The 25,186-nt window shown below is 39.8% G+C and carries 17 protein-coding genes; 12 read left to right on the forward strand and 5 right to left on the reverse strand.

Annotated elements, in window-relative coordinates:
• Window positions 1–55: 55 nt before the first annotated feature.
• Window positions 56–3,124 carry a SusC/RagA family TonB-linked outer membrane protein gene (locus ABIB30_RS10425; protein ID WP_354301743.1) on the forward strand — a complete coding sequence of 1,023 codons (3,069 nt, stop codon included), beginning with the start codon at window positions 56–58 and terminating at the stop codon, window positions 3,122–3,124.
• A gap of 10 nt (window positions 3,125–3,134) precedes the next feature.
• On the forward strand, window positions 3,135–4,646 hold the full coding sequence (locus ABIB30_RS10430; RefSeq protein ID WP_354301745.1) for a RagB/SusD family nutrient uptake outer membrane protein: 1,512 nt from the start codon (window positions 3,135–3,137) through the stop codon (window positions 4,644–4,646).
• A gap of 71 nt (window positions 4,647–4,717) precedes the next feature.
• Here the strand turns inward: ABIB30_RS10430 and ABIB30_RS10435 are convergent, their stop codons facing one another.
• On the reverse strand, window positions 4,718–5,101 hold the full coding sequence (locus ABIB30_RS10435; protein ID WP_354301747.1) for a GreA/GreB family elongation factor: 384 nt from the start codon (window positions 5,099–5,101) through the stop codon (window positions 4,718–4,720).
• A gap of 41 nt (window positions 5,102–5,142) precedes the next feature.
• Window positions 5,143–5,379 carry a hypothetical protein gene (locus ABIB30_RS10440; RefSeq protein WP_354301749.1) on the reverse strand — a complete coding sequence of 79 codons (237 nt, stop codon included), beginning with the start codon at window positions 5,377–5,379 and terminating at the stop codon, window positions 5,143–5,145.
• A 608-nt stretch (window positions 5,380–5,987) separates the two neighbouring features.
• Here ABIB30_RS10440 and ABIB30_RS10445 point away from each other — a divergent pair.
• The 10 genes from ABIB30_RS10445 to ABIB30_RS10490 all read left to right on the forward strand — a co-directional run bounded on the left by ABIB30_RS10445 (window position 5,988) and on the right by ABIB30_RS10490 (window position 21,257).
• Window positions 5,988–6,374 carry a group III truncated hemoglobin gene (locus tag ABIB30_RS10445; protein ID WP_354301751.1) on the forward strand — a complete coding sequence of 129 codons (387 nt, stop codon included), beginning with the start codon at window positions 5,988–5,990 and terminating at the stop codon, window positions 6,372–6,374.
• Between the two features lie 383 nt (window positions 6,375–6,757).
• The gene (locus ABIB30_RS10450) at window positions 6,758–7,369 is read left to right on the forward strand and encodes an RNA polymerase sigma-70 factor (RefSeq protein WP_354301753.1); all 612 of its coding nucleotides are present in this window, start codon (window positions 6,758–6,760) and stop codon (window positions 7,367–7,369) included.
• Between the two features lie 64 nt (window positions 7,370–7,433).
• A complete protein-coding gene (locus tag ABIB30_RS10455) occupies window positions 7,434–8,606 on the forward strand; it encodes a FecR family protein (RefSeq protein WP_354301755.1) in 1,173 nt (390 codons plus the stop codon).
• 146 nt (window positions 8,607–8,752) lie between these two features.
• Window positions 8,753–12,205: a TonB-dependent receptor gene (locus ABIB30_RS10460; protein WP_354301757.1), complete on the forward strand. Its 3,453-nt coding sequence runs from the start codon at window positions 8,753–8,755 to the stop codon at window positions 12,203–12,205.
• Between the two features lie 17 nt (window positions 12,206–12,222).
• The gene (locus ABIB30_RS10465; RefSeq protein WP_354301759.1) at window positions 12,223–13,893 is read left to right on the forward strand and encodes a RagB/SusD family nutrient uptake outer membrane protein; all 1,671 of its coding nucleotides are present in this window, start codon (window positions 12,223–12,225) and stop codon (window positions 13,891–13,893) included.
• A gap of 90 nt (window positions 13,894–13,983) precedes the next feature.
• Complete coding sequence (locus ABIB30_RS10470) at window positions 13,984–15,390, forward strand: arylsulfatase (RefSeq protein WP_354301761.1); 1,407 nt, start codon at window positions 13,984–13,986, stop codon at window positions 15,388–15,390.
• 8 nt (window positions 15,391–15,398) lie between these two features.
• Window positions 15,399–18,572 (forward strand): beta-galactosidase, LacZ type, encoded by a 3,174-nt coding sequence (lacZ, locus tag ABIB30_RS10475; protein ID WP_354301762.1) that lies wholly within the window; start codon window positions 15,399–15,401, stop codon window positions 18,570–18,572.
• 166 nt (window positions 18,573–18,738) lie between these two features.
• Window positions 18,739–19,356 carry a TetR/AcrR family transcriptional regulator gene (locus tag ABIB30_RS10480; protein ID WP_354301764.1) on the forward strand — a complete coding sequence of 206 codons (618 nt, stop codon included), beginning with the start codon at window positions 18,739–18,741 and terminating at the stop codon, window positions 19,354–19,356.
• 43 nt (window positions 19,357–19,399) lie between these two features.
• Entirely contained in the window at window positions 19,400–20,644 is a 1,245-nt protein-coding gene (locus tag ABIB30_RS10485) for an MFS transporter (protein WP_354301766.1), read from the forward strand.
• Between the two features lie 31 nt (window positions 20,645–20,675).
• Window positions 20,676–21,257 (forward strand): cysteine hydrolase family protein, encoded by a 582-nt coding sequence (locus tag ABIB30_RS10490; RefSeq protein ID WP_354301768.1) that lies wholly within the window; start codon window positions 20,676–20,678, stop codon window positions 21,255–21,257.
• 27 nt (window positions 21,258–21,284) lie between these two features.
• On the opposite strand, the gene ABIB30_RS10495 is transcribed toward ABIB30_RS10490, so the two are convergent.
• The 3 genes from ABIB30_RS10495 to ABIB30_RS10505 form a co-directional block, all read right to left on the reverse strand.
• Window positions 21,285–22,847 carry a GMC oxidoreductase gene (locus tag ABIB30_RS10495; RefSeq protein ID WP_354301769.1) on the reverse strand — a complete coding sequence of 521 codons (1,563 nt, stop codon included), beginning with the start codon at window positions 22,845–22,847 and terminating at the stop codon, window positions 21,285–21,287.
• A gap of 115 nt (window positions 22,848–22,962) precedes the next feature.
• A complete protein-coding gene (locus ABIB30_RS10500; protein WP_354301770.1) occupies window positions 22,963–24,021 on the reverse strand; it encodes a phosphotransferase enzyme family protein in 1,059 nt (352 codons plus the stop codon).
• A gap of 81 nt (window positions 24,022–24,102) precedes the next feature.
• On the reverse strand, window positions 24,103–25,131 hold the full coding sequence (locus ABIB30_RS10505) for a LacI family DNA-binding transcriptional regulator (RefSeq protein WP_354301771.1): 1,029 nt from the start codon (window positions 25,129–25,131) through the stop codon (window positions 24,103–24,105).
• Between the last annotated feature and the right edge of the window lie 55 nt (window positions 25,132–25,186).

The raw sequence follows: 25,186 nt of genomic DNA on the forward strand, positions 1-25,186 counted from the left end.
CTTTAAACGATCATATAACCACACCAAAAACCAACCAACAACTAAAAACCAAATTATGAAAAAAGCATTTATTTACTCCATTTTGCTTTCGCTGCTTTCCCTGCAGGTGATGGCACAAATTAAAGTTACCGGGAAGGTCACCGGTTTAAAAGACAACCTGCCCATTCCCGGGGTTAGTATCAAAATAAAAGGGGCAGCGGGAGGTACAATAACTGATGCCACTGGTAATTATCAAATTCAGCTAGCAGATGATAAAGCTATCCTGGTTTTCTCTTCCACTGGCTTTACACCACAGGAGAGAAATGTGACCGGTAGAAGTGTCATCAATATCCAGTTAGATGAAAAGGCAGATAATCTGAGTGAAGTAGTTGTCATAGGCTACGGTACAGTAAAGAAATCAGATTTGACCGGGGCAGTTACTACGATCAAAGGGGAACAGCTGATGGATAAACCAGTGGCAAATATCTCTCAGGCGCTGCAGGGTAAAATAGCAGGTGTTGAGGTGAGTTTGAACAGTGCAGCTCCAGGAACTGCTGCTAAAGTAAGGGTAAGGGGTATCGGATCTATTAACTCCAATATTGACCCTTTATATGTAATTGACGGTGTCGCTGGTGTTGATCCCAATTCGATTAACCCAAATGACGTGGCTTCATTAGAAGTACTGAAAGATGCTTCTTCTACGGCTATTTATGGCTCCAGAGGTGCAAATGGTGTCATTATGATCACCACGAAAAGAGGGCGCAGAGAGGGAACACAAATTAGTTACGAGGCCAATGCAAACGTAAGTGAGTTATACAGACATGTGAAAACTTTAAATTCAGAAGAATTTCTGAAAGTGTATAATGAGGCTTATGCCAATGGTACGAAATTTGACCCGGCAGGTGGTGTATGGACTCCTCCAAAAGCATTGAATTATGCAAATTATCCACTGTTATTTGATACAAATAATAAACCTCTTTACGATACAAACTGGGAAAAGGAAACTTATAAACCTGCTTTCTCACAAAATCATCAGTTAAATGTACAAGGTGGTAATGAAAAATCACTGTATAGTTTATCATTAGGTTATCTGAATCAAAAAGGACTGGCTCCTACTTCAGGTTTTAAACGCTACTCTGTGAAGATGACCTTGGACAATGACGTGAAAAGCTGGCTGAAAATAGGGGGTAATGTGAACTTGATCAGAAGTATACAACGTTTAGTTACCGATGGTAATGGAAGTTTGAACGTGGCAAGAGCGGTAGCTGAAGAAGTACCGATTTTACCGATAAGATATCCTAATGGCATTTCTGCCGGAAATTTTGATATTGCCGGATTAGAAGGTGCGCCAAATCCAATTGATATTGCAAACAACAGATATACGATCAACAATACTTTGCAGATGCTCGGTAATGTGTACGCTTTATTCCATATCACCAGTGAACTTGACTTTAAAACCGATTTCGGATATAACCTGAGCTCAAACAAAAATAATTTCTTTTCTTCTCAAAATTTACCTCACTTATCACAAGATGAAGGCGGTGTAGCCAATATCAATGCTTACGATAATTATTACTGGCAGACTGAGAATTATTTAACATGGAACAAAAAGATCAATGACCGTCAAAAATTTACTGCCTTAATAGGAGCTTCTTTACAGCAAACTGGTTATGAAAGAGTTCGTGCAGAAACGCAGAACTTTGTCGATGATATTTTTCAATATCATTATCTTCAGGCTGGTTCAGTAAGATCGGCATCTGAATCTTATGATACTAAATCTGCTTTAAGTTCATTCTATGCAAGAGTAAACTATAGTCTGGATGATAAATATTTATTTACAGCTACAGGTCGTTATGATGGATCTTCGAGATTTGGAAAAAACAACAAATATGCGTTTTTCCCTTCTGTAGGTGCTGCATGGCGCGTTTCACAAGAAGATTTTCTTAAAAACAGTAAGACTGTTTCTAATTTAAAGATTCGTGCAAGTTATGGTACTTCAGGTAACCAGGAAATTGGACAAGCACGTTCTTTATCACAAATTCAGCCAAGCACAACTGTGTTAGGTGGTGCGGCTCAATCCACCCTATTGCCTAGTTATATTGGTAATCAGGATTTGAAATGGGAGAGATCGATTCAAGCAGATGCAGGAGTTGAATTAGGATTATTCAATGATAGAATTAACCTGACTTTTGATTATTATAACCGTGTCACTAAAGATTTACTGCTCCAAACTCCAATTCCATGGTCGGCAGGTTTTACCAATGCAAATGTTTACAAAAACGTAGGTTCAGTTAGAAATTCCGGAATAGAAATTAGTTTGAATACAGTCAATGTTAAAACTGACGACTTCACCTGGTCTACCAGCTTCCTGTTCTCAGCGAATAAGAATAAGGTAATTAAGTTAAATGATGGAAATGCAGATATTTTCCCTGGCCCCAACTTCCTTGGTCAGAACTATGTAGTTCGCGTAGGAGAACCTATCGGGTCATTTTATGGAATGACACGTCTGGGTACTTATGGCGAAAACGAAGCAGCTGATGCCGCTTCTCATGGATTAAAACCTGGAGATAGAAAATATCTTTACAATCCAGATGGTTCGGTGAACTATAGTATTATAGGTCGTGCTTATCCAAAATGGACAGGAACATTCAGCAGTAGCTTTAAATACAAAAACTGGGATTTATCATTTGATATCCGTTTTGTTCAAGGCGTAAATACGGCAGCTAACTTTAAACATTCGGCTGAAGACAGACAAACAATCTCGAACAGTTTGGCAACAGTTTTAAATGCATGGACACCACAAAATCAAAACACCTCTGTTTCTCAGGTACGTAACTATAAATTCGCTCAGGATTCACACTTTGACAGCTGGTGGGTAGAAGATGGTTCGTTTATCCGTGGTCAGAATTTTATTGTTGGTTATAGTTTACCAGCAGCGGTCAATCAGAAGTTGCACATCAATCGTTTAAGAATTTACGCAAACGTTCAAAACCTGTTTATCATTACCAAATATACAGGGTATGATCCGGAGGTAGACACATTTAACCAGACTTATGGTTCAAATGCATCCTTCTCTCAAAATATCGACTTTTTCGCTACGCCAAGACCTCGTATCTGGAATTTAGGCGTTCAACTTACCTTTTAAACTGAATCACATGAAAACTACAAAAAATATAATATTTGCGGTACTGGTCTTACTCACCTGTGCCTCTTGTAAAAAATTCCTGGAAGAAAAGCCAACTGATTTTATAACTCCGGATTCAGAGCTTTCCAGTGCTAAAGTAGCCAGAGCGCTTGCGAATTCAAGTTATCAATACCTGCAGGGGGTATTAAAAGGGCAACCCTCATCTTACGGAGGAAATACCTGGAATCTGATGGAATTTATGACTGGAAAAGCGAATAGTGACCTTGGGCAAACCGGTGCTGTTAACTTTCAGAACCTTTCTTACAATACAACTTCATTTTATATTGACACCTGGTGGCAGCAAATGTATCAAGGCGTTGGGGCTTGTAATCTGGCGATTGAAAAAATACCTGCTATTAATGCTCCGGGGCTTAGTGAGGCCGATAAAACAAACTTATTAGCTGAAGCACGTACACTGAGAGCCTTATATTATTTTTATTTAGTGAGGATGTATGGAGCCGTTCCAAAGGTTACTGAAGTGCCTAAAAATCTGAACCTGTCCATTCCAAGAACTGCAGCAAAAGATATTTATGATACAGTGATTATTCCAGATTTACTGGAAGCAGAGAAATCAACTTTACCATGGAAAGATATTACTGGAAAGGTATCTATGGGCGCTGTAAAATCGATTCTGGCAGATGTATATTTAACTTATGCAGGGGCAGCGATCAATGGCGGAAAGCAATATTATGCTGAATCAGCTAAGCGTTCACTAGCAGTAACACAAACTGGAGGTTTCTCTCTGTTCCCGGAATATACAGATATGTTGAAACCTGCTAATAAGAATAATGGAGAATTTATTTTTCAAGTTCAATATGCGGCTTCTGTTCCTTCAAATAATCCATTAACCGCACTGACTATTCCAAATTATTCTGGTATTTCTGGTTATTCGGATGAGTATGGATCTGTTTATCCAACACCGCAATTTATCAGTTCCTATGCAGCAGGTGATAAAAGGGTAGCTGAAAAACAATTTTTCTATACCAATTATAAAAATCTGAAAACAGGGCAATTGGTTACGTTTAAAGGAAATTACATTTATAAATGGTTTGACTCTACGGCAGTAGTCAGCACATTGAAGTCTGACCTTAACTTTACGCTATACCGTTTAGCAGATGTAGAACTGATGTACGCAGAAGCTTCAAATCAAGCAGAGGGTGCACCAAATGGTACAGCTATTCAGTTTGTAAACGATATTAGAAGAAGAGCTAAATTAGCTCCTGTAAGCGCTTTATCATCAGCTGCTTTTGAGCAGGAAGTATGGGCACAGCGTTACTATGAATTGTGCTTCGAGAATAAGATGTGGTTTGATATGATTCGTACCAGGAAGGTTCACAATGATGTGACCGGCAACTGGGACAATTTTGTAGGACATAAAACCGTATTCGGCGCAACATTCTCAGAGAAGCAATTGTTATTCCCTTTACCTAAACAGGAAACGGATGTGAATTCAAGCTTATTGCCAAATAATCCAGGATTCTAAGCAAATTTAATTACATAAAACGCCCTGTTAATTCCAATTGACAGGGCGTTTTTTTTGCGTTTTAACTCCGCTTAACCTTTTTTGTGAGTAACCTTTAAAATCGCAAATGTTCTCATGCCATCAGGCATTTCCCATTGCACTTTTGCACCTACCCGGTAGCCTAATAAAGCCGTTCCGATAGGGGCAAAGACTGACATCTTATTTTCTTTCATATTCGCTTCCGCAGGAAAGACAATTTGAAAAGTATACTTTCTTTCACTTAAAACTTCCTGGATCTCGACTTCTGATCCGATACATACTGCGTCATCAGGTAGTTCATCTTCTTTGACAACTTTTGCAGAGCCTAGTTCTGCAAGTAGTTGATTTTTATTGTATTCGGAAAGATTAGAATCTTTAAGATGTTTTTTTAACAGATCCAGTTCTTTTTTAACGATCATTAATTGTTCCGTTTGCATATGATTATTTATTAAATCTTATTAGATATTTGTGTTATTTATTAGTTCGCAGAATGCGATTTCTGGAGATTGAGCAGTCGGCTATGGATTTTGAATTTTCGCTGGTGTGGCTTTAGTTTACGGTGCAGTATTAATTGCAGCATAGATACCAGGACTGCCAGGACGTTTAGCCACAGGTGATCCAGTAATAACGCAGCAAGAACGAGTACCACATTTAAGCCGAAAAGACCTATCAAGCCTAAGCCAGTCCATGATATGGATTTAAATTTATTGATCATAAAACTTATTAATTCAGTAAAAAGAGAGAGAGGAGCTGTCTGACAAACAACTTCATGATTTTCCTGAAGGCCCCAGACCAAATTATGGTCGGGGCTTACTTAATAAAGTCCTTGCTGGTAGTTTGGGAGTGGAATCCAAAATGATAATGAATTGATACCATGCGGCAATACATAGCAAACGAAGCACACATTTCCCTGGTAAAAGAAATTTCGAGCATTGCATAAATATAGCGGGGTGTATGGATTGTTTTCATTAACAAAATAAATTAAGATATAAAAAAATGAAGCTTTATCGTTGGCCCGAATCCTGATGGCGGGCCGGGACTTACTGAATAAAGTCTTTACTGTTTTTACGGAAGAAGTATCCTAAGTTAGCATGATAAGAAACAGGTTGGCGTTGCAGCACACGGGCTGGTTGCATTTTTAGTGCAATCGCCATTCGAAGCGTGTAAAGTAAGTGCCTGATTAAACCCATTAAAACAAAGCTCTACTTTTAAATCACAAAAACAAATATTTCCTGAAATAATATATTATTATCTTAGGAATGTTACATAACTATGATTTAGGATATGAATTTTTCAATGCTCTTAATCCTTAAATTTGAAGCAATGAAGGCAGACATTAAAAATCTGAAAGATATTACCCTGTTCGTAGATGGATTTTACAGAAAAGTTCAGCATGATGAGCTGATCGGGCCGGTTTTTGCTGGTGCAATACAAGACTGGGCTCCTCATCTGGAACAAATGTACAGGTTCTGGAACGCTGCATTATTTGGTGTTCCTGGCTTTCGGGGCAATCCTTTTGCCAAACATGCTCCACTGCCTATTCAGGAAAAGCATTTTGAACGCTGGTTGAGCTTGTTCAGTGTGACTATAGATGAAAACTTCGAAGGAACAATTGCAACAGAGGCCAAAAACAGGGCTCAAGTGATGGCAGAAATGTTTATTCACCGTTTGCGTGGAATGAATGGTGATACTAGCAAAGTAATTGTCTGAAACCGTATTGATAATTCAAAACAAACGTTTGTGCTGAGATTTAACAGCCAATCCTTCGCATCGTATTTAAATCGTTAAATCGACCTTGATTAACTTGATTATACATTTATTTTGTATCACATCGGGCAAAAAACACCTCAATCTTCTTTTTAAATAAAAGGCATTATGCAAGCGTTTGCGTAGTTCTCATCCTTTTTAATGGAGCTGCTTGCCAGTATATTAGTTCCAGACCTTTAATCAGCTTAAACTAAAACCTTTAATCCTGAACAGACCCTTTTTTTCTATAGCTTTTTAGGATAGATGACAGGTGAACCTCTTGTGGCAGATGCGCTATGAAAATGAATAAAAGAGTTTTTTACCTAACCAAGACTAAACCTAAGAAAATGCTGCATTCATTGTTTACCACCAGGAATACAAAATCTTATGCTGCACTTTCAGATCATGAACTGGCAGGTCTGCTAACCATTGATGACCAGGCCGCATTCAATGAACTCTATAAAAGGTATTGGGAAAAATTATATGTGATAGCCCGTCAAAGAATAACAGATGCTTATGAAGCAGAAGAAATTGTGCAGGATATTTTCTGTAACCTATGGAGAAAGCGCAACACATTTGAATTGACAAAAGGATTTCAATACTATTTTTCGGTCGCAGTGAAGTTTGAGGTGATCAACCGGATGGCGAAAAAAAGCAGAGAGAACAGAGTTAAAAAAGAAGTATTGGTCTGGAGTTCTCCAATTGATGAATCTACCTCAGATCAGCTGGATTTTAATGAACTGCAAAGTCAGCTGGCTTTAACAATCAAAGTATTACCTGAAAAATGTCTGTTGGTTTTTAAGCTTAAACACGAACAAGGATATTCTCAGAAGCAAATTGCACATGAACTGGATATTGCGGAGAAAACTGTTGAGGCACACCTTGCAAAAGCCAGGAAGACGATCCGTATCAGATTCGGGCATCTTGCAGCAATGGCTAAGTCCGTTCTTTTTTTATAATAATTTCAAAATAGACTAAGGGATTTTCTGAGTTGGTTTGGCTATCTAATAAATGGCCATTATAATGAGTTCCAATCCGGATCAGGACAAACTATTAAAGCTCGCAGAAAAGTGGCGTAAAGGTACGATCACAGCAGAAGAGAAAATTCAGTTTAATAACTGGTATAATTCTTTTGATGATACGGTGTTCTCCGCAGAAGAGCAGGGCAGTCGTATTGATCTTGAAAAAAGTATAAATGAGAAGATAAAAGATAAACTTCAGCTACCAAAACGAAGAAACAGTATAAAGATTTATTCAATTTTAGCAGTAGCAGCAACCCTGGTCCTGACTTCAGGAATATTAGTCTATCTTTCTTTTAACCCATCCTTATCTCCCGAAAAAAAGCCCATCACACAGATCGCTTCTGTCATTAAGCCTGGAGGTAATAAAGCAACGTTAACACTTGCTAATGGTCAGAAAATCAGTTTAACAGATACTTCGAATGGCGAAATTGCGGAGCAATCTGGTATAGCGATTACCAAAACTGCTGACGGACAATTAGTTTATACGGTCAAAAAATCATTAGCTGTTTCCCCGGCAAACCAGACCACTCAATTTAATACCATAGAAACCCCTGTAGGCGGACAATATCAAATTAATCTGCCCGATGGAACAAAAGTTTGGCTTAATGCCGCTTCTTCCCTCAAATATCCGACACAATTTGCAGCTCATCAACGCCAGGTTGAATTAACGGGTGAAGGTTATTTTGAAGTATCAAAAGATAAGAAAAGACCATTTACGGTAATAACTGACAAGCAGCAGGTTCAGGTACTGGGCACTCATTTTAATGTCAATGCCTATAAAGAAGAACAGGCAACAAAAACGACGCTTTTAGAAGGCAGCGTTAAAGTCTCGAATGCGTCCCGGCAAAAGCAAGGCAATTCAAAACTGCTAAGTCCCGGAGAGCAATCCACCTTAACCCAGGCTTCATTTCAGGTAGAAAAAGTAGACATCGAAAGTGTAATAGCCTGGAAAAATGGCTATTTCACCTTTGCGGATGAAGACCTTGAAGTCTCTATGCGCAAACTCAGCAGGTGGTATAATGTAGACATTTCTTATCAGGGGAAATTTGACAATATATCTTTTGGCGGCGCAATCTCAAGATCAAAAAGCTTAGCAGAAGTTATCCAGATTCTGGAATTAACCAGGAAAGTGAAATTCAAAATAGAAGGAAGGAGGATTATACTGATGTCATAACTTTTACTTCCAATACTAAACACACCAACAACACACCAACAACACACCAACAACACTACCAAACACACTAAACACACCGAAAAAAAATCAACTTAACCAGATTACCTGGCCTCAACAAAGGTAATCGTCTAAACACAACCAAATCAATGTATGAAAATCTAGACCCTGATTCATACAGGAAGTCCTGTAAGAATAAGAAAATTCTTCGTGTTACGAAGTTTACGATTATTTTAGTGTTAACAGCCGTACTACAGCTTAATGCAATGGCCTTTGCGCAAGGCCGCATTACACTATCGCGGAAAAATGCACCGCTGGAAAAAATTCTCAATGAAATAAAAAATCAGAGCGGATATGATATCTTTTTTATCAGAAAAGATCTGAAGCTGGCTAAACCAGTGAATATAGAAGTTAAAGAAGCAAGTCTGGAAGATGCATTGCTGCAAGTTTTTGCCAACCAGTCTCTTGAATATACTATTGCAGCCAAAACAATAGTGGTACAGGAAAAAAAAGTAAATGCTCCTTCAGCCATTAAAGCAAACATCAATGTAACCGGTAAAGTGATAGATGAAAAAGGAATGGGTATTCCTGGAGCAACGGTTAAAGTTAAAGGCACTGTACAAGGAGGGATTACTGATAGTGAAGGCCAGTTCAAACTAGCTGACGTAGATGAAAAAGCCATTCTTGTAATATCTTATTTGGGTTATATCACTCAGGAAGTTAGCGCTGGATCAGGCAGCCCTTTAACCATTAAACTAGCAGTACAAGCAAGTAACCTCGACGAAGTGGTGGTGGTTGCCTATGGTACCCAGAAAAAAAGCAGTTTAACGGGTGCTATTGCTACAGTTAGTGCAAAAGAATTAAAAGATAGACCGGTGAGTTCATTACAAAATGCTTTACAGGGTGTTTCTCCAGGTCTAACTATTCTACAACGCCCTGGCGATGTTGGCCGTAATGCGAACGGTACTTCAAATGGTACAGGTACTATCTCTATCCGGGGAAGAGCCAGTTTGAGTTCAGCCAGTGAACCTATGTATGTAATCGATGGAATTCCGGCAACAGCCGCAGAACTAAGTGCCATCAATCCAAATGATATCTCTGGTATTTCCGTTTTAAAAGATGCATCATCGGCTTCATTATATGGTTCAAGAGCTGCAAACGGCGTAATTATGGTGACTACCAAACGAGGTGGTGGAGATAGAACCTTAGTAGAGCTAAATGCAGATTATGGCTGGCAAACTGCCACACGTTTACCAAAATACGTGGGATCGTTTGATTATGCTAATCTATATAATGAAGCTCTGACCAATGCCGGTGGAAAAGCAATTTTTACTCCTGCACAACTTCAAGCCTATCAGGATGGTTCTCAACCAGACCTCTATCCAAATACAAACTGGTATAAAGAGGTATTGCGTCAAAGTGCACCTCAAAGCAATATCAGTCTGAATGTCAACTCACCGGGTAAAGTGACCAGTAGTTATCTGGGATTAAACTATCTGACACAAGCATCCTTGATTCCTGGAAAAAAACAAAGCCGTGTTGGTGGTAAATTAAATACAGAAAGTACTATCGTTCCGGGTCTTTTAAAGATCGGAACAAATCTATCCTTTACTAGTCAGAATTTTGATCGTAAAGGGGACTTGAACTGGACAGAGTTAAACCGCTCTTTGCCAACTTCTGTCTTGCAACAAAGCAACGGAGATTGGGGATCTATGGACAATGGAGTTGTTAACTCACAAACTGCAAAACGTAACCAAATGCGTATGATCCAAGACGGTGGCAGTGCTTGGGATAAAGATAATTATCTGCAAACAGCAGGGAATATTGTTTTAACTCCCTTGCCCGGTCTGACCATCAGTGGACTGGCCTCATTTAAATTTACAGACGGAAATTCCTGGGCATTTATCAGCACACTCGATCCGATTAATAACTTTCTGACCGGAGCACCTATTTCTTCCACTGCATCGACAGTAAATAGTATGAAGGAATATTACCGTAAAAGAAGAGAAACCCTGGTACAAGGAACAGCAGATTACGAACGTACTTTTGGCAAACACTTTGGTAAATTAACATTAGGGGCAAGTCAGGAAAGTAACACTTATAGAACAGCCTTTTTAGGTAGGAAAAACTTTCCTAATAATGATTTAACTACAATAGGCAGCGGTTCATCGAATGCTGAAGACATCAACACAGACGACGACGGACAAGCAAACACCTCAGCTGAGCAGCAATGGGCCATCCGTTCTCTGTTCGGCCGCTTTAACTATACCTTTAATGATAGGTATTTATTAGAAGCCAATGCCCGTATAGATTACTCTTCCCGTTTCGAAAGTAGTGTCCGCAGAGCAGTATTCCCATCTTTTTCTGCAGGCTGGATTATCTCTAAGGAAGATTTTATGCAAAACGTGAGCTGGATAACTAACCTTAAATTACGTGGCTCTTATGGTTCATTAGGAAATGAAAATCCAGTAACCATTGGTAATTATTCTAACCTGTTAAACAATGGTTACGCCTATAGTTTTGAAGGAACACCACAGGGCGGCGTATGGCAAAATAGAATACCTAATTTACTAACTTCATGGGAAAGTGTATATATGACCAATTTCGGTTTAGACATGACCTTGTTTAAGGGTAAACTGGATATTACAGCTGATTACTATATCAAAAACACCAAAAACTTGTTGTTAAGAGTTTCGACACTTGAAACAATAGGAGTAAACACCAATACCACTAACGCTACCACCAGTGGGTTGCCTTTAGTCAATGCAGCTTCAACCCAGAATAAGGGATTTGAACTGGGACTAACACATCATGACAAAATAGGCAACGATTTCAGCTATAGCATCGGTGCAAACTTCTCTATCATCAAGAATAAAATTACAGGATTATCAGACAGCAGAGATAACTTTGATGGCAGATATATCCAAAGAGTAGGAGAGTCTATCGGGTCATTTTATGGCTATGAAGCAGATGGCCTTTTTACAGATGCCGCAGACGTAAAAAATCATGCATTCCAATCGGCAGCAACCGGTCCTGGTGATATCAAATATAAAGACCTGAATGGAGATGGTAAAATTGATGCCCTGGACCGTAAGGTATTGGGCACAGATGTTCCATGGTTCAATTATGGTTTTAATATCAGCGCAAGTTATAAAGGCTTTGATTTTAGCGTGCTCACTTATGGTGTTGCCAATGTGAAAACTTATTTATCAGAAGAAGCAGCTTATCCATTCTTTAACGGCGCAAGTGTAAAAGAGCAATGGAAGAACCGCTGGACAACGGATAACCCTGATCCAAACGCAGACTTCCCGCGTATTCTCACTACCGCAGCAGGCGGACAAAACTATACACCAACCTCTTCTTTCTGGCTATTCAGTGGTGCCTACTTCAGAGTTAGAGGAATTACTTTAGGCTACACCATCCCGCAACAGGTAAGTAAGAAATTCGGAATGTCCAGACTGAGATTCTACGGTACAAGCAGTAATCCATTTACGATTATGGCAGATAAACGTCTGGCTGATTATGATCCTGAATCAGGCTCCGGCCGTGGTGGCTATCCAGGAATTAAAACATGGTCACTAGGTTTAAATGCAAGTTTCTAATCCTCAAAAATAAAGCAATGAAAAGAGCATACAAATATATACTTACAGGTTTATTCGCAACTATTGCGCTTGCTTCCTGTAAAAAAGATTTTTTAGAAAGACCTCCGCAACAATTATCTGAACTTACGTTCTGGAAGAATGAAAATGATGTATACCAGGTAGTGATGGGTGTTTACGCTAAACTTCCCGGTGCTGATGGCGCTTTTGGGATGTTGTACGCAGACGGCGCCTCCGACAATGTGCATGCACAATATCCATGGGAAAGTATTGCAACTGATGTTTCATCAGGAGCGATTACTTCAACAATTGCACTGGATTTATCAGGCTGGGACTATACAGGTATCCGCAGAGCTAATTACTTTCTGGACAATGCAGATAAAGTGACTGCTATTGATAAAGCCTTATTGGAACGTTATAAAGCAGAGGTGCGCTTTATGCGGGCTTTCTCTTATTTCAATCTGCTCAGCAGATTTGGAGCTGTGCCTTTAATCAAGAACGTGGTAGCGATAGGAGATGAAAATATTGCACAAACTCCAAAAGCAGAAGTGCTGAAATTTGTATTAGATGAGCTGGATGCCGTTTCAAAAATCTTGCCCCAGTCGTATGCAGGTGGTAAACCCAATGAAAAAGGAAGAATTACAAAAGGTGCCGCATTAGCTTTAAAAGCAAGAGCTTATTTATATGATGGACAATGGCAGCAAGCCGCTGATGCAGCCAGCCAGGTTATGGGCTTGGGCTATAGTCTGTTTAAAATAACAGCTGCCGATCCCCTTCAGGCCAATGATAAATACGCAGACTGGGTAAGTTTTACGGATGCAGCAGATGAAAGTAAATTCCGTTTAGGGTTAAGCAGTTATGAAGCACTTTTCTATCAGAAAAATAATGGTAATGCAGAAGTTATTCTGGATCAGCAGCATATCAAGCAAATTGATGTGAACCCTTTGAACACTTTATTGCCTCCGGGCACCATAGGCGGCTGGAGTTCGGTAACGCCTACCCAATCTTTGGTAGACAGTTACGCTAGCTACAAAACAGGGGATGCGGTAACTCCAACAGATCCGGCAAAGCGTGCAGCTTTGTACCTGGCTAAAGATCCTGCTTTTGCGAATGAGTATAAAAATCGTGATCCACGCTTTTATGCCAGTATTTTATTCGAAAATGCACCTTGGTATGCGGTAGAAAATGATTATAAATTTAAATGGGTTGAAGGTGCTTCTAATATGTCCCAGACAGGTTATAACTTCCGTAAAATGGTAGACCCCTCAATTGTAAGAGAACAGGTTGACAATTACGCGAACGTAATTCTTATTCGCTACGCTGAAGTTTTATTAACTTATGCCGAAGCCAGGAATGAGCTGAGCGGACCCGATGGTTCAGTTTATAATGCGTTAGATGCAATTCGTACCCGTTCAGGAATGCCAGTTGTAGACCGTGCAAAATATGCAGATCAGAGCACTTTAAGAACCTTGATCCGTAACGAACGCAGAGTAGAACTCGCTTTAGAAGGGCAACGTTATATGGATATCCGCCGCTGGAAAATTGCCCCACAGGTGATGACTACGATTAATAATATAAAAAATAGCCAGGCGCAACAACGGGTCTGGAATGATAAATTATACCTGATGCCCATTCCTCAATCACAAATTGACCTTGCAAAAGGGGTGTTGAAACAAAATACCGGATACTAAAAGGTTGTTAACAACCCTGTAAATAGATTTTATCTGCTGACAAATCCTGCCTTTAGGGAGCGGGATTTGTCTGTAAAACGGATTTGAAATATGAAGAAATTAGCTACGCTTGTATGCCTGAGCCTCACGGTCCTTACTACCTTAAAGGCTCAGCAAAAACCTAATGTTGTTTTCATCCTGGCCGATGATATGGGTTATGGTGATTTGGGAGTTTACGGACAAAAGCTCATCCAGACACCTAACATTGATAAACTCGCAGAAAACGGTATGTTATTTACCCAGTTTTATGCCGGTACCTCAGTCTGTGCCCCTTCGCGTTCTTCCTTAATGACCGGGCAGCATACCGGGCACACTCCAATCAGGGGGAATTATGAAATTGAACCTGAAGGACAGCGGCCATTGCCAGATTCAACCTTTACACTGGCTAAAATCTTTAAGAGAGCCGGCTATGCTACAGGTGATTTCGGCAAATGGGGGTTGGGATTTGTGGGTTCATCCGGCGATCCGTTAAACCAGGGTTTCGATCAGTTCTTTGGTTACAATTGTCAGCGTCAGTCTCATAACTATTATCCAGAACATTTATGGAACAATGCAGTAAAAGTCAGTTTAGACAACGACTTTACCAGGCTTAAAGAATATGCCCCTGAACTCATTCAAAAACAAGCTTTAAACTTTATAGAAGCAAATAAATCCCAACCATTTTTCTTATACCTGTCCTACACCTTACCCCATGCCGGATTGCAGCTGCCTGCAGGAAATGAAGCATTTGAAAAATATAAGAAACTATTTAATGAACAGCCACGTGCGATAAAAAAAGAATGGGATGGAAATGGTTATCAGCCACAAGCCTATCCACATGCCACTTATGCAGCCATGGTAACTATACTCGATACTTATGTAGGACAAGTCGTAGCAAAATTAAAAATCCTTGGATTAGACAAAAATACCCTGATTGTTTTTACCAGTGACAATGGTCCGCATCGGGAAGGAGGAAATGACCCGGAATTTTTTAATAGCAGTGGTGGTTTCAAAGGAATCAAAAGATCACTTTACGAAGGTGGAATCCGCGAACCGATGATCGCTTACTGGCCGGAGAAAATCCAAAAAGGTAGACGCACCCAGCAAACGGGTGCATTCTGGGACTTCCTGCCTACTTTCGCTGAACTAATTAAACAACCCGTTCCTGCTTTTATAGACGGAGTTTCTATTTTACCAACGTTGCTTTCCAAAGGCAAACAAAAGCAACATCAATTCTTGTATTGGGAGTTTCATGAAGACGGTGGAAGGCAGGCCGTCAGAAAAGGAAAATGGAAAGGGGTAAGAAATAAAGCGGATACTGAGTCTTCAAAATGGGAACTCTACAACCTGGAAACAGACCCCCAGGAAAGCAAGGATCTTGCTACTATGCAACCTCTGATTATTCAACAACTGCAAGAAATAACCCGCCAATCACATCGCCCATCAGATGTGTCCACATGGAACTTTAAAAATAACTAAACACACAAATGAAATCTTCACTCCAATCAACGCTTTTAGGAATGATTGTTTTGCTTTCAGGTACGCTCACTGTTAAAGCGCAATTGATTCCAACCGAGCTCCAAACGCCCGATATCGTATCCGTTAACCGGATGTCAATGCGTGCTGAAGCCTATGCCTATGAAAATAGTGCACTGGCCGCTAAACGACAAAAAGAAAACTCTGCCTATTTCATATCCCTGAACGGAACATGGAAATTTAACTGGGTGCAAGACCCCGCAAAACGACCTTTAGACTTTTATAAAACAGATTACAACGATACAAACTGGAAGGACTTTAAAGTTCCTGCCAACTGGGAAACTAATGGATATGGTTTACCAATTTATGTCAATCAACCCTATGAATTTGCAGGTCAGACTAAAAGAGGCGCGCGCTTAAATCCTCCTTTTGACATTCCAGCTGATAACAACCCGGTAGGCTCGTACCGTAAAACAATTGAAGTGCCTGCCAACTGGGACGGACGTCAGATATTTATTCATTTAGGCGCAGTAAAATCCGCGTTTTATATCTGGGTAAACGGTAAAAAAGTAGGGTACAGTGAAGACAGTAAGCTGGCAGCCGAATTTGACCTGACCAAATATGTAAAGCCAGGCAAGAACCTGATCGCTTTAGAAGTATACAGATGGAGTGACGGAAGTTACCTGGAGTGCCAGGATATGTGGCGCATTTCTGGTATCGAACGTGAGGTCTACTTATATTCCACCCCAAAAATAGATATCCGTGATTTCAGGGTAAATGGTAATCTGACAAAGGATTATAAAGACGGTATATTGGACGTACAGTTGAATGTAGACAATTACAGGATGGATCAGCATACAAATCACAGCAGACCAGATACTTTCTCTGTCGCATTGGAATTAAGAGATGCAACTGGAAAATCAATCTGGAAAGCCAATTCCGATCCCCAAACCGTATTAGGAAATTACCATCAGCAGCTGGATTTCAAAAAAGAGATTCCGTCAGTTAAACAGTGGTCTGCCGAAATTCCTTATCTGTACACTTTGAATATCATCCTTAAAGATAGCAAAGGAGCAGTTTTGGAAGTAATTCCGCAACGTGTAGGATTCCGCAGCGTAGAAATTAAAGGAAGTGATTTTCTGGTGAATGGGAAGCGTGTCTTTATTAAAGGCGTGAACAGGCACGAACACAATGCCAGGCAAGGCCATACCTTAACTCATGCGGATATGCGTAAAGATATGGAGATGATGAAAAAACTCAATATAAATGCAGTCCGTCATTCCCATTACCCTCCTGATCCTTACTGGATGGAGCTTTGTGATGAATATGGTTTATACGTGGTCGATGAAGCGAATATTGAATCTCACGGCCGGGGATATGACCTGGCAATTACTTTTGCGAATGATAAAACCTGGCGTAATGCTCATTTTGAACGGATCCGCAGGATGTATGAAAGAGATAAAAACTATCCTTCGGTAGTTACCTGGTCACTGGGCAATGAAGCAGGGAACGGAACAAATATGTATGAAGGTTATTCCTGGCTTAAAAAAACTGATCCTACACGCCCGGTACAATATGAGCGTGCAGAAGAAGATTTTAATACAGATATGATTGTACCGCAATACCCAGATCCTGACTGGTTAATTGAGTACTCAAAAAGTAAAGAAACACGTCCATTAATCATGAGTGAGTTTGCTCATATTATGGGAAACAGCTTAGGCAATTATGATGAATACTGGGATGCAATTGAACATTATCCAAAGCTACAGGGAGGTTTTATCTGGGAGTGGATTGACCAGGGATTAGATACCATTAAAAATGGAAAACGTATTTTAGCTTACGGCGGTGACTTTCCTCTGGAAGGACCGGTGAATGAAAATTTCAGTGATAATAATTTTTGTGTTAAAGGGGTAGTTACCGCCCACAGACAATTAACGCCAATGGCTGTACAGGTGAAAAAGACGCATCAGTTTATCAAAACAACTTATTTGGGCAATAACCAGGTTAAAATTAATAATAGTTATTTTTTTAGGGATATAAACCACACTCAGTTAAACTGGGAGGTGATAGAAAATGGGAGAATTATTGATAAAGGAACGGTTGCAAACCTTGCAATTGGTCCGCGTGCAGAAATCACGATGACCTTGCCTGTTAAATTTAAACAGCAAGCTGGCAAAGAATACTTTCTGAATGTACATTACGTATTGAAAGAAGCAGAGCCCTTTTTAGAAAAAGGTTATGAAGTAGCCTATGCGCAGTTTGCCTTAAATAAATTGGAAGCTGCTGTACAACCTGCTATTGCTAAAGGTGACTTGAAAATCAATAAAACTGAAACCATTTATACGGTTTCAGGTAAAGATTTCAGCGTAGAATTTGATGTGAAAGCAGGCGTTTTGAAAAGCTATTTTCAGCACAATGAACAGGTCTTGGAAAATGGGCCCGTACCAGCCTACTGGAGAGCACCTACAGATAATGATATCGGTGCCGGATTCAATAAAAACCTGCGCAAATGGCGGAACGCTTATCAAATGGCAAAACTAATCGCTTTAGATTTAAAACAAAATGCGGATGGCAGTTATACGATGAACTTTACGAAAGACCTGTTAGCTGGAGAGGCCGTGCAAGAATCAGCTATAACTGTTTTCGCTGACGGTACTTTAAAGGTTGACAACCATTTAAAAGCAGTTAAAGGAAAGTATCCTTTATTACTTAGAGTAGGTACTGACCTGGAATTGAAGAAAGCCTATGACAACATTGAATTTTATGGAAGAGGCCCGTGGGAAAACTACTGGGATAGAAAAACGGCTTCCCTGGTTGGTCTGTATAAACAAAAAACGAAAGATCAGTATTTTGCTTATGCGCGTCCGCAGGAAAGCGGCAATAAAACAGATGTACGTTGGGTAAACTTCACGAATCAGAAGGGGAAGGGTTTACAGTTTGTTTATGAAAATAACCTGTTAAGCTTCTCTGCTTTGCCTTACAGCCTGGATGATCTGGATCCTGAACAGGATAAAAAACAATATCATTCCGGTAAATTAACAGTACGAAACAGCATTTATGTACATATGGATGCACAGCAATCTGGTGTACAGGGAATTGACAGCTGGGGTTCGAACCCGTTAAAGAAATACCGTGTTCCTTTTGCTGATCAGGCTAATAGTTATTGGATTAAGCCAATCAAGTAAGGGGGGATAGCTAATCGAGTAAGGACTTTTAACCAATTAATTGAGGGAGGGATTTCAGCGACATTGTCTGCTTAAATCTCTCCCTTTTTCACTTAAATAGATTTTTCGACATATTTTGTTTAAATGTCAAATTTTTTATATTTGTCGTGTAATTAAACACATTCCTATGTCTGCTAGTGAGCCTATAAAAGATGATGCCATCCAAAAACAGATATTGCAAGCTGCTCAACAGCTATTTCAGACGCATGGACTTCAAAAAGTAACTATGGATGACGTGGCTAAGGCCATCGGCAAAGGAAGAAGCTCTCTGTACTATTACTATAAGAATAAGGAGGAAATCCTGGATGCTGTAATGGACAATGAAATCAGAGAAAATCTGGAAGAAGTTGCCCGTGCAATCGCTCAGCAATCTTCTGCTGAACTAAAGATAAATGCCTTTTATTTAACCAGATTACAACTTTTAGAAAAGAGAAGAGCACTTTACAGTGCCTTGGATGTTGGTATGGATGCCAATGAAATGTCTAATTTCAATAAAGCCAAACATGCCATTCATAAACGCGTAGTAGAAAGAGAAAATAAAATGCTGGGCCAGATTCTTGACTACGGCGTGGAAACTGGAGAACTACGCAGTATACACGCTAAAGATCGTGACGATCTGATTTTTGTATTGTTAAGCGGGCTGCATGGATTAAAGAGAGAAATGGTACTTGATAATGATTTTAGCAGGATAGAAGCTGCGGTAAATGCGCTGTCCCGCTTGGTTATTCATGGATTAAAAAAGTAAAAAAATTTGCACTTGTTTCGACAAATAAACAAATAATGTCGAAATGCTTAAAGTAAGAAAAATGAAAACTGTTCAGTTGACGAATACATTCCGTGCGTTTAATAACCGTAATTACAGGTTGTTTTTTAGTGGCCAGTCCGTTTCCCAGATTGGTACCTGGATGCAGCGTACAGGAGTAAGCTGGGTAGTTTATACGATGACACATTCTGCTTTTATGCTTGGACTTACCGTGTTTGTCTCTCAGTTTCCGTCCTTCCTTTTCTCTCTGCTGGGCGGGATTGCATCAGACCGGTACAACCGGTATAAAGTATTACTGATTACTCAGATTGCATCGATGGTACAGGCTGTGTTACTGAGCATATTGATTTTTACAGCTCATTATACGGCCTGGGAAATACTCACCTTAAGTGGAGTGCTTGGTGTAATTAATGCTTTTGACGTACCCGCCAGACAGCCGTTAATTCATGAAATGGTAACTGATAAAGCAGATTTACCAAATGCGCTTGCACTTAATTCTTCGATGGTGAATCTGGCAAGGCTCATTGGTCCCGCTTTATCAGGTATTATACTAGTGAAGTTTGGTGCAGGAATGTGCTTCCTTTTAAATGCAGTAAGCTTTATTGCGGTCATCGCCTCCTTATTATTGATGAAGTTGCCGGCTTATGTTCCTGCGCTGGTCAAAAAGAAAATCAAGTCTGAGCTTAGTGAAGGTTTTACGTACTTGAAAAACACAGCTTCAATCCGTATTATGCTGTTGATTTTGGGTTTGACAAGCCTTTTAGTATTGCCTTATAATACACTGCTGCCAGTATTTGCCAAGGTAATATTTAAAGGAGACGCGGCTACTTATGGTTATATCAATAGTTTTATAGGAATAGGGGCAGTAGCTAACTCTATATTTCTCGCCTCGTTGAAGCCAGGCGCTAATCTGAAGATTATTTTGCTAATTAACACTGTGATTCTTGGGATTAGCCTGATGATTTTTTCTCAGCTCAGCTATTTTCCTCTGGCCATGCTGTTTGCTACTTTATCGGGATTTGCCATGATGTCTTTGACCACGGTCTGTCTGACGGTGATACAAGTTGATTCAGATCCTCAAATGAGAGGCAGGGTGATGAGTTATATCGCAATGGCTTATTTTGGGATGCTGCCTTTAGGAAGTTTAATCATTGGTGCTGTATCTCAGCGCATAGGCTCACCCGCCGCTCTGTTTTTTCAGGGGATAACAGCACTTATTATAGCTGCTTTATTCTATAAATATTTGAGGAGCGACTATCAGAAAAATTAATTTCGTAACTAAAATTTAACTATTTAATACAATGGAACAGAATCAACAAAACACCGCATTGCTGGTCATGGATATGCAATGTGGAATATCCGGTATGATGGCGCCTCCTGTAATCGCATTGCTGACTACAACCATAGCCAGTACAATCAAACATGCACGCAGTCATGGAATCCCTGTAATCTATGTAACTATAAGTTTCAGGGCAGGGTTGCCAGAAATAAGCAATAACAATAAAAGTTTTAGTGCAGGCAAAGAAAGATTCAAGACTTTAAATATGGAAGAATTTGCCAGGATTCTTCCGGAGCTTGCGCCACAAGGGGAGGAAGTGGTTGTGGTTAAACGCCGTTTCAGTGCCTTTACCGGAAGTGACCTGGAGGTGAATTTAAGAGCAGCCGGAATTCAGCATATCGTACTTACTGGTGTTTCTACCAGCGGCGTAGTACTTTCTACTTTACGTGAAGCAGCGGATAAAGATTACCAGATCACTGTGTTAGCAGACTGCTGTGCAGATGGTGATGAAGAAGTACACCGCGTACTGGTAGAAAAAGTTTTCCCTCGTCAGGCAGAGATCTTGACAGCAGAAGAATGGTGCGGGAAAAATGCTGACAGCTAATACCTGAATTATAATAGCAGCGGATTTTTAACTAAAATCCGCTGCTATTATTTTTTCTATATTTCTTTCAGCCAGCGCTGTAATTGTCACAAAAGGATTTACTCCGGTACTTCCCGGTAACAATGAGCCATCACAAGTATATAATTTATTATATCCCTTGAACCTGCCATATAAATCGGTCGCTTTGCCAATTACGCAGCCCCCTAAAGGATGATAACAGATTTCACCGTTTACACCGTTCTTGAATAATAAACGGGCGGGTGTGCCTCCATTTTCCTTGTTCAATTTATCCATCAGGTTTTTGACAGTTGCCAAAGCATCTGTACTAAAATCTTCAGGAACTTTTAACAGTACTTTATTCGTCAGACTGTTGTAAGTGAATTTTCCGCGGTTAGGATTTTTGGTAATTGCGAGGTATAAAGAAGTCCAGGTTTCCATTTTCATGGGCATAGGCGAAATCTCTGCGAAAACAGGATGCTCTTTATTATCCCAATCGTCAATGGCCATAGTTGGAATACAAGATTGTTTACTGCCTGTACCTTGTTTAATGAAATTTCTTCCTGCCATTACATTTCCATTATTTCCCCATCCTTTGCCTATTTCTTCATTCAGCTTAGGCAGCGTACCTGTTGCTTTTGCTTTTACCATCAGCCCGGAAGTTCCCATACTGCCTGCGCAAACGAAAAGATAATCACAGTTGAAATCCTGCGTAAATTCTGTGTGGCCTTCTGTAGTAATCTTATCGACCTCCAGTTTATATCCTGCCTCGGTTTGATGAATAGACCTTACACTATGCATTGGCCTGATTTCGACCTTATTTGTCTTTAAAGCTGCCGCAAGATAAGTTTTGTCCAAACTCTGTTTTCCTGCATTATTGCCATAAACCACCTCACCATTTAAAGCAGACTGGTAGACTTCTTTCCGGCTCTCTTTTTCCATATACCCAAAATCATATACATTGGGTACAAAAACAGTTTTATATCCAGCCTTGTGCGCCTGGTCTCTTGCTGTACGTGCAAATTTATAATAGGGAGTAGACTCGAAAAATTCCGGTGAAATAGAATTCACTTTCAGCATTTGATTAGCCAGAGGAAAATACTTAGCATACATCTCAGCCGCGTTTACCTCCGGAAGAATACTTTCAAAATATGCTCTTTTGGGAACGACCGCCATTCCTCCGTTAACCAATGAACCACCGCCAACCCCTCTGCCCACATAAACCTTCAGGTGATCGAAATCCATTCTATCCAGCACACCTGTATACTTTTTGAACGTAAAGACATTGGCAAAAGGAAGAATACTATGAGACTTTAACCAGGTAGAACGTTTATCCGGGAAAATCAATTTAGAGAAAGTCGTATGATCTTTAGTGGCAGGCCAGTCCATACCCATTTCCAGCATCAATACTTTTATACCTTTCTCTGCCAAACGTAAAGCCGCAACAGCGGCACCATACCCAGTACCGATAATAATGACACGATGATGTTCAGCTTCTTTCTTTGCAGGCAGGGGAAAGGCTGATCCTAATTTTGAGGCGGTCAGTCCAATACCTAAGACAATATTATTTTTGATAAACTGTTTACGATCCATCTTCTCTGTTAAATTGTTTGAGATAAACTATTAAACAAAATTGATGCCTCAAATGAAGAAGTATCCAGGATGTCCGTTCAGGAACGGACATCCCCGGCAGTTGGTGGACTATTGGTTAAGATGTCGTTAACTTTCCTGTAATTTCTTCCAGTTCAGGTTCCAGTTCAAGGTATCTTTCCAGTAAAGTGACCTGGTTTTTTGTCCGGTCCAGATTATGGCCTTCGTATTTTTCCCCATAATAAATATCATTTTGAAGATAATCGGCCAGGAACCGGATAGCCTGCATATAAATCAGGAATTTTCCTGCATAAGTGAAATAGCTTTTTTCCTTTGGAGTTAATACATCTCCCATCTCTTCCATGTAGCCATCATATATGGCCTTAAAGAAATCTTTTCTCACATTTATTTTAGTCAGATCCGTTTCTTCCTCATTCGCAGAAGACAAGTAAGTTCTCATCATATCCCCAACATCACTAATAAAATAACCAGGCATTACCGTATCCAGATCAATCACACAGATCCCTTTATTTTCCTGGTCAAAAAGAACATTGTTGATTTTGGTATCGTGGTGAATTACCCGCTGCGGAATCTCCTGATGTTCTACTATATTTTTATAAGTAGTTACAATATCTGCATGCTTCATGATGAAAGCAATTAAGTCCTTAGACTTTTCTTTGCGCTGGGCAGATGCCTGTGCTACTGCGACATTGAACTGATCGAAACGTAAAGTCAGGTTATGGAAACCGGGCAGGGTAATGTGCAATTTTTCAACCTCAAAATCATTCAGTAATCTTGAGAATCGTCCGAATTGCTTTGCTCCCTCATAAGCCTCTTCTTTTTTATTTAAAACATTCAGCGAATGTGAATTCTCTACAAAAGGAAATAATCTGAAATATCCCTCTGGTGTTTCCAATAACGAATCACCGGATAATCCTGGAAGCGCAGACACAAAAAGATAATCAGGATGTGTTTTACTTAAATAAGACTTTAGCGCAGCTATATTCTGATCGATATCGTGCGGCTTTTTAAAGACAGCTTGATTGACTTGCTGTAAAATATATCCGTTAGCTGGTGTGGTTATTTTCCAGGTACGATTGATCAGACCATCTCCAAATAATTGTACGTCATTTCCAGTAGTCTCCATTCCGTACAACGGTAAAATTTGATCAAGCATAAATTAAGCGGGTTTATTTTTTTATAAACTCAAACTTAATCAATTTCGCTATCAGATCGTTGTGCAAACGTTTGTGTAAACTTATTTCTCCTTGTTAATGATCAGCTCTGACTCCACAACTACGTTATAATAAGCCGGTTCCGCGTCAGAATCACTCTTGGGTTTGTTGATCAGGTCCAGTAAAATATCTGCAGCTTTTTTTCCTTGTTTATAAGGGAACTGCTCAACGGAAGCAATCGGGGTAAAGTCCATATAATTGATCAATGGCAGATTCGCATAACTCACAAAGTCGATATCTTTATTGATCTGTATATTTAAAGAGCGGGCATAACGAATGGCAAATAAAGCTACATAATCATTGAAAGTCACGATAGCTGTTGGCTTGCGTTTATGGTTCAGGAAGTTATCCATAGATTCAATGGTTCCTGATTCTGTCAGATCACAATTAACCATCAAAGAAGGATCAAATTTTAACCGGTGAGAGGTCATGGCCTTGATGTAACCATTTTTTCTTTCCGTACTGGCTACCAGGTTAGTCGGGCCGTTAATCATACCAATAGTACGGTGACCTTTCTTCAACAAGAAATTAACGGCTTCAAAAGTACCAGATTCCAGGTTTGAAGCTACAAAATGTATATTCTTTACCGGAGGAATACGATCGAAAAATACGATGGGGATATTTGATTTTTTAAAGGCCTCAAAATGCTCGTAAGTATTAGTAGTTTTCGAAACCGAAATCAGCAGACCATCCACACGCTGCATCTTCATCTTTTCGATGAGTAATTTCTCTCTGTCTGCATCATCATGTGACTGGGCGAGCAGCACAGTATAATTTCTTTTATAAGCAATATCTTCAATCCCACTGATTGCTGCAGAAAAAAAGGATTCAGCCAATTCTGGCAAAATAACGCCTATTGTATGTGATTTACCCTGTAAAAATTGAATAGCTCTCTGATTAGGCTCATAATTGAGCTCTTTGGCCATCTTTTTTACACGCATTTTAGTGATTAAACCTATGCTGGAATGGTCATTCAAAGCTCTCGAAACGGTCGAAACCGAGATGTCAAGAAGCTTTGCTATCTCTTTTATGGTAGTTGGTTTATCTGACATTTGTTCCAAATGTTGCAATTATCTTTTAATATAAGTAATTAAAATGATTAAATAA

Origin of the sequence: Pedobacter sp. UYP1, assembly GCF_040547305.1 — a bacterium.
GTDB lineage: Bacteria > Bacteroidota > Bacteroidia > Sphingobacteriales > Sphingobacteriaceae > Pedobacter.

Bases quoted from the DNA above. Each gene is read 5' to 3' on its own strand.
- ABIB30_RS10485 (WP_354301766.1), top strand. From the start codon at position 19,400: ATGCTTAAAGTAAGAAAAATGAAAACTGTTCAGTTGACGAATACATTC.
- ABIB30_RS10455 (WP_354301755.1), top strand. From the start codon at position 7,434: ATGAGTTCCAATCCGGATCAGGACAAACTATTAAAGCTCGCAGAAAAG.
- ABIB30_RS10440 (WP_354301749.1), bottom strand. From the start codon at position 5,379: ATGATCAATAAATTTAAATCCATATCATGGACTGGCTTAGGCTTGATA.
- ABIB30_RS10500 (WP_354301770.1), bottom strand. From the start codon at position 24,021: ATGCTTGATCAAATTTTACCGTTGTACGGAATGGAGACTACTGGAAAT.
- ABIB30_RS10435 (WP_354301747.1), bottom strand. From the start codon at position 5,101: ATGCAAACGGAACAATTAATGATCGTTAAAAAAGAACTGGATCTGTTA.
- ABIB30_RS10425 (WP_354301743.1), top strand. From the start codon at position 56: ATGAAAAAAGCATTTATTTACTCCATTTTGCTTTCGCTGCTTTCCCTG.
- ABIB30_RS10445 (WP_354301751.1), top strand. From the start codon at position 5,988: ATGAAGGCAGACATTAAAAATCTGAAAGATATTACCCTGTTCGTAGAT.
- ABIB30_RS10465 (WP_354301759.1), top strand. From the start codon at position 12,223: ATGAAAAGAGCATACAAATATATACTTACAGGTTTATTCGCAACTATT.
- ABIB30_RS10480 (WP_354301764.1), top strand. From the start codon at position 18,739: ATGTCTGCTAGTGAGCCTATAAAAGATGATGCCATCCAAAAACAGATA.
- ABIB30_RS10460 (WP_354301757.1), top strand. From the start codon at position 8,753: ATGTATGAAAATCTAGACCCTGATTCATACAGGAAGTCCTGTAAGAAT.
- ABIB30_RS10505 (WP_354301771.1), bottom strand. From the start codon at position 25,131: ATGTCAGATAAACCAACTACCATAAAAGAGATAGCAAAGCTTCTTGAC.
- ABIB30_RS10450 (WP_354301753.1), top strand. From the start codon at position 6,758: ATGCTGCATTCATTGTTTACCACCAGGAATACAAAATCTTATGCTGCA.
- ABIB30_RS10495 (WP_354301769.1), bottom strand. From the start codon at position 22,847: ATGGATCGTAAACAGTTTATCAAAAATAATATTGTCTTAGGTATTGGA.
- ABIB30_RS10430 (WP_354301745.1), top strand. From the start codon at position 3,135: ATGAAAACTACAAAAAATATAATATTTGCGGTACTGGTCTTACTCACC.
- ABIB30_RS10470 (WP_354301761.1), top strand. From the start codon at position 13,984: ATGAAGAAATTAGCTACGCTTGTATGCCTGAGCCTCACGGTCCTTACT.
- ABIB30_RS10490 (WP_354301768.1), top strand. From the start codon at position 20,676: ATGGAACAGAATCAACAAAACACCGCATTGCTGGTCATGGATATGCAA.
- lacZ (WP_354301762.1), top strand. From the start codon at position 15,399: ATGAAATCTTCACTCCAATCAACGCTTTTAGGAATGATTGTTTTGCTT.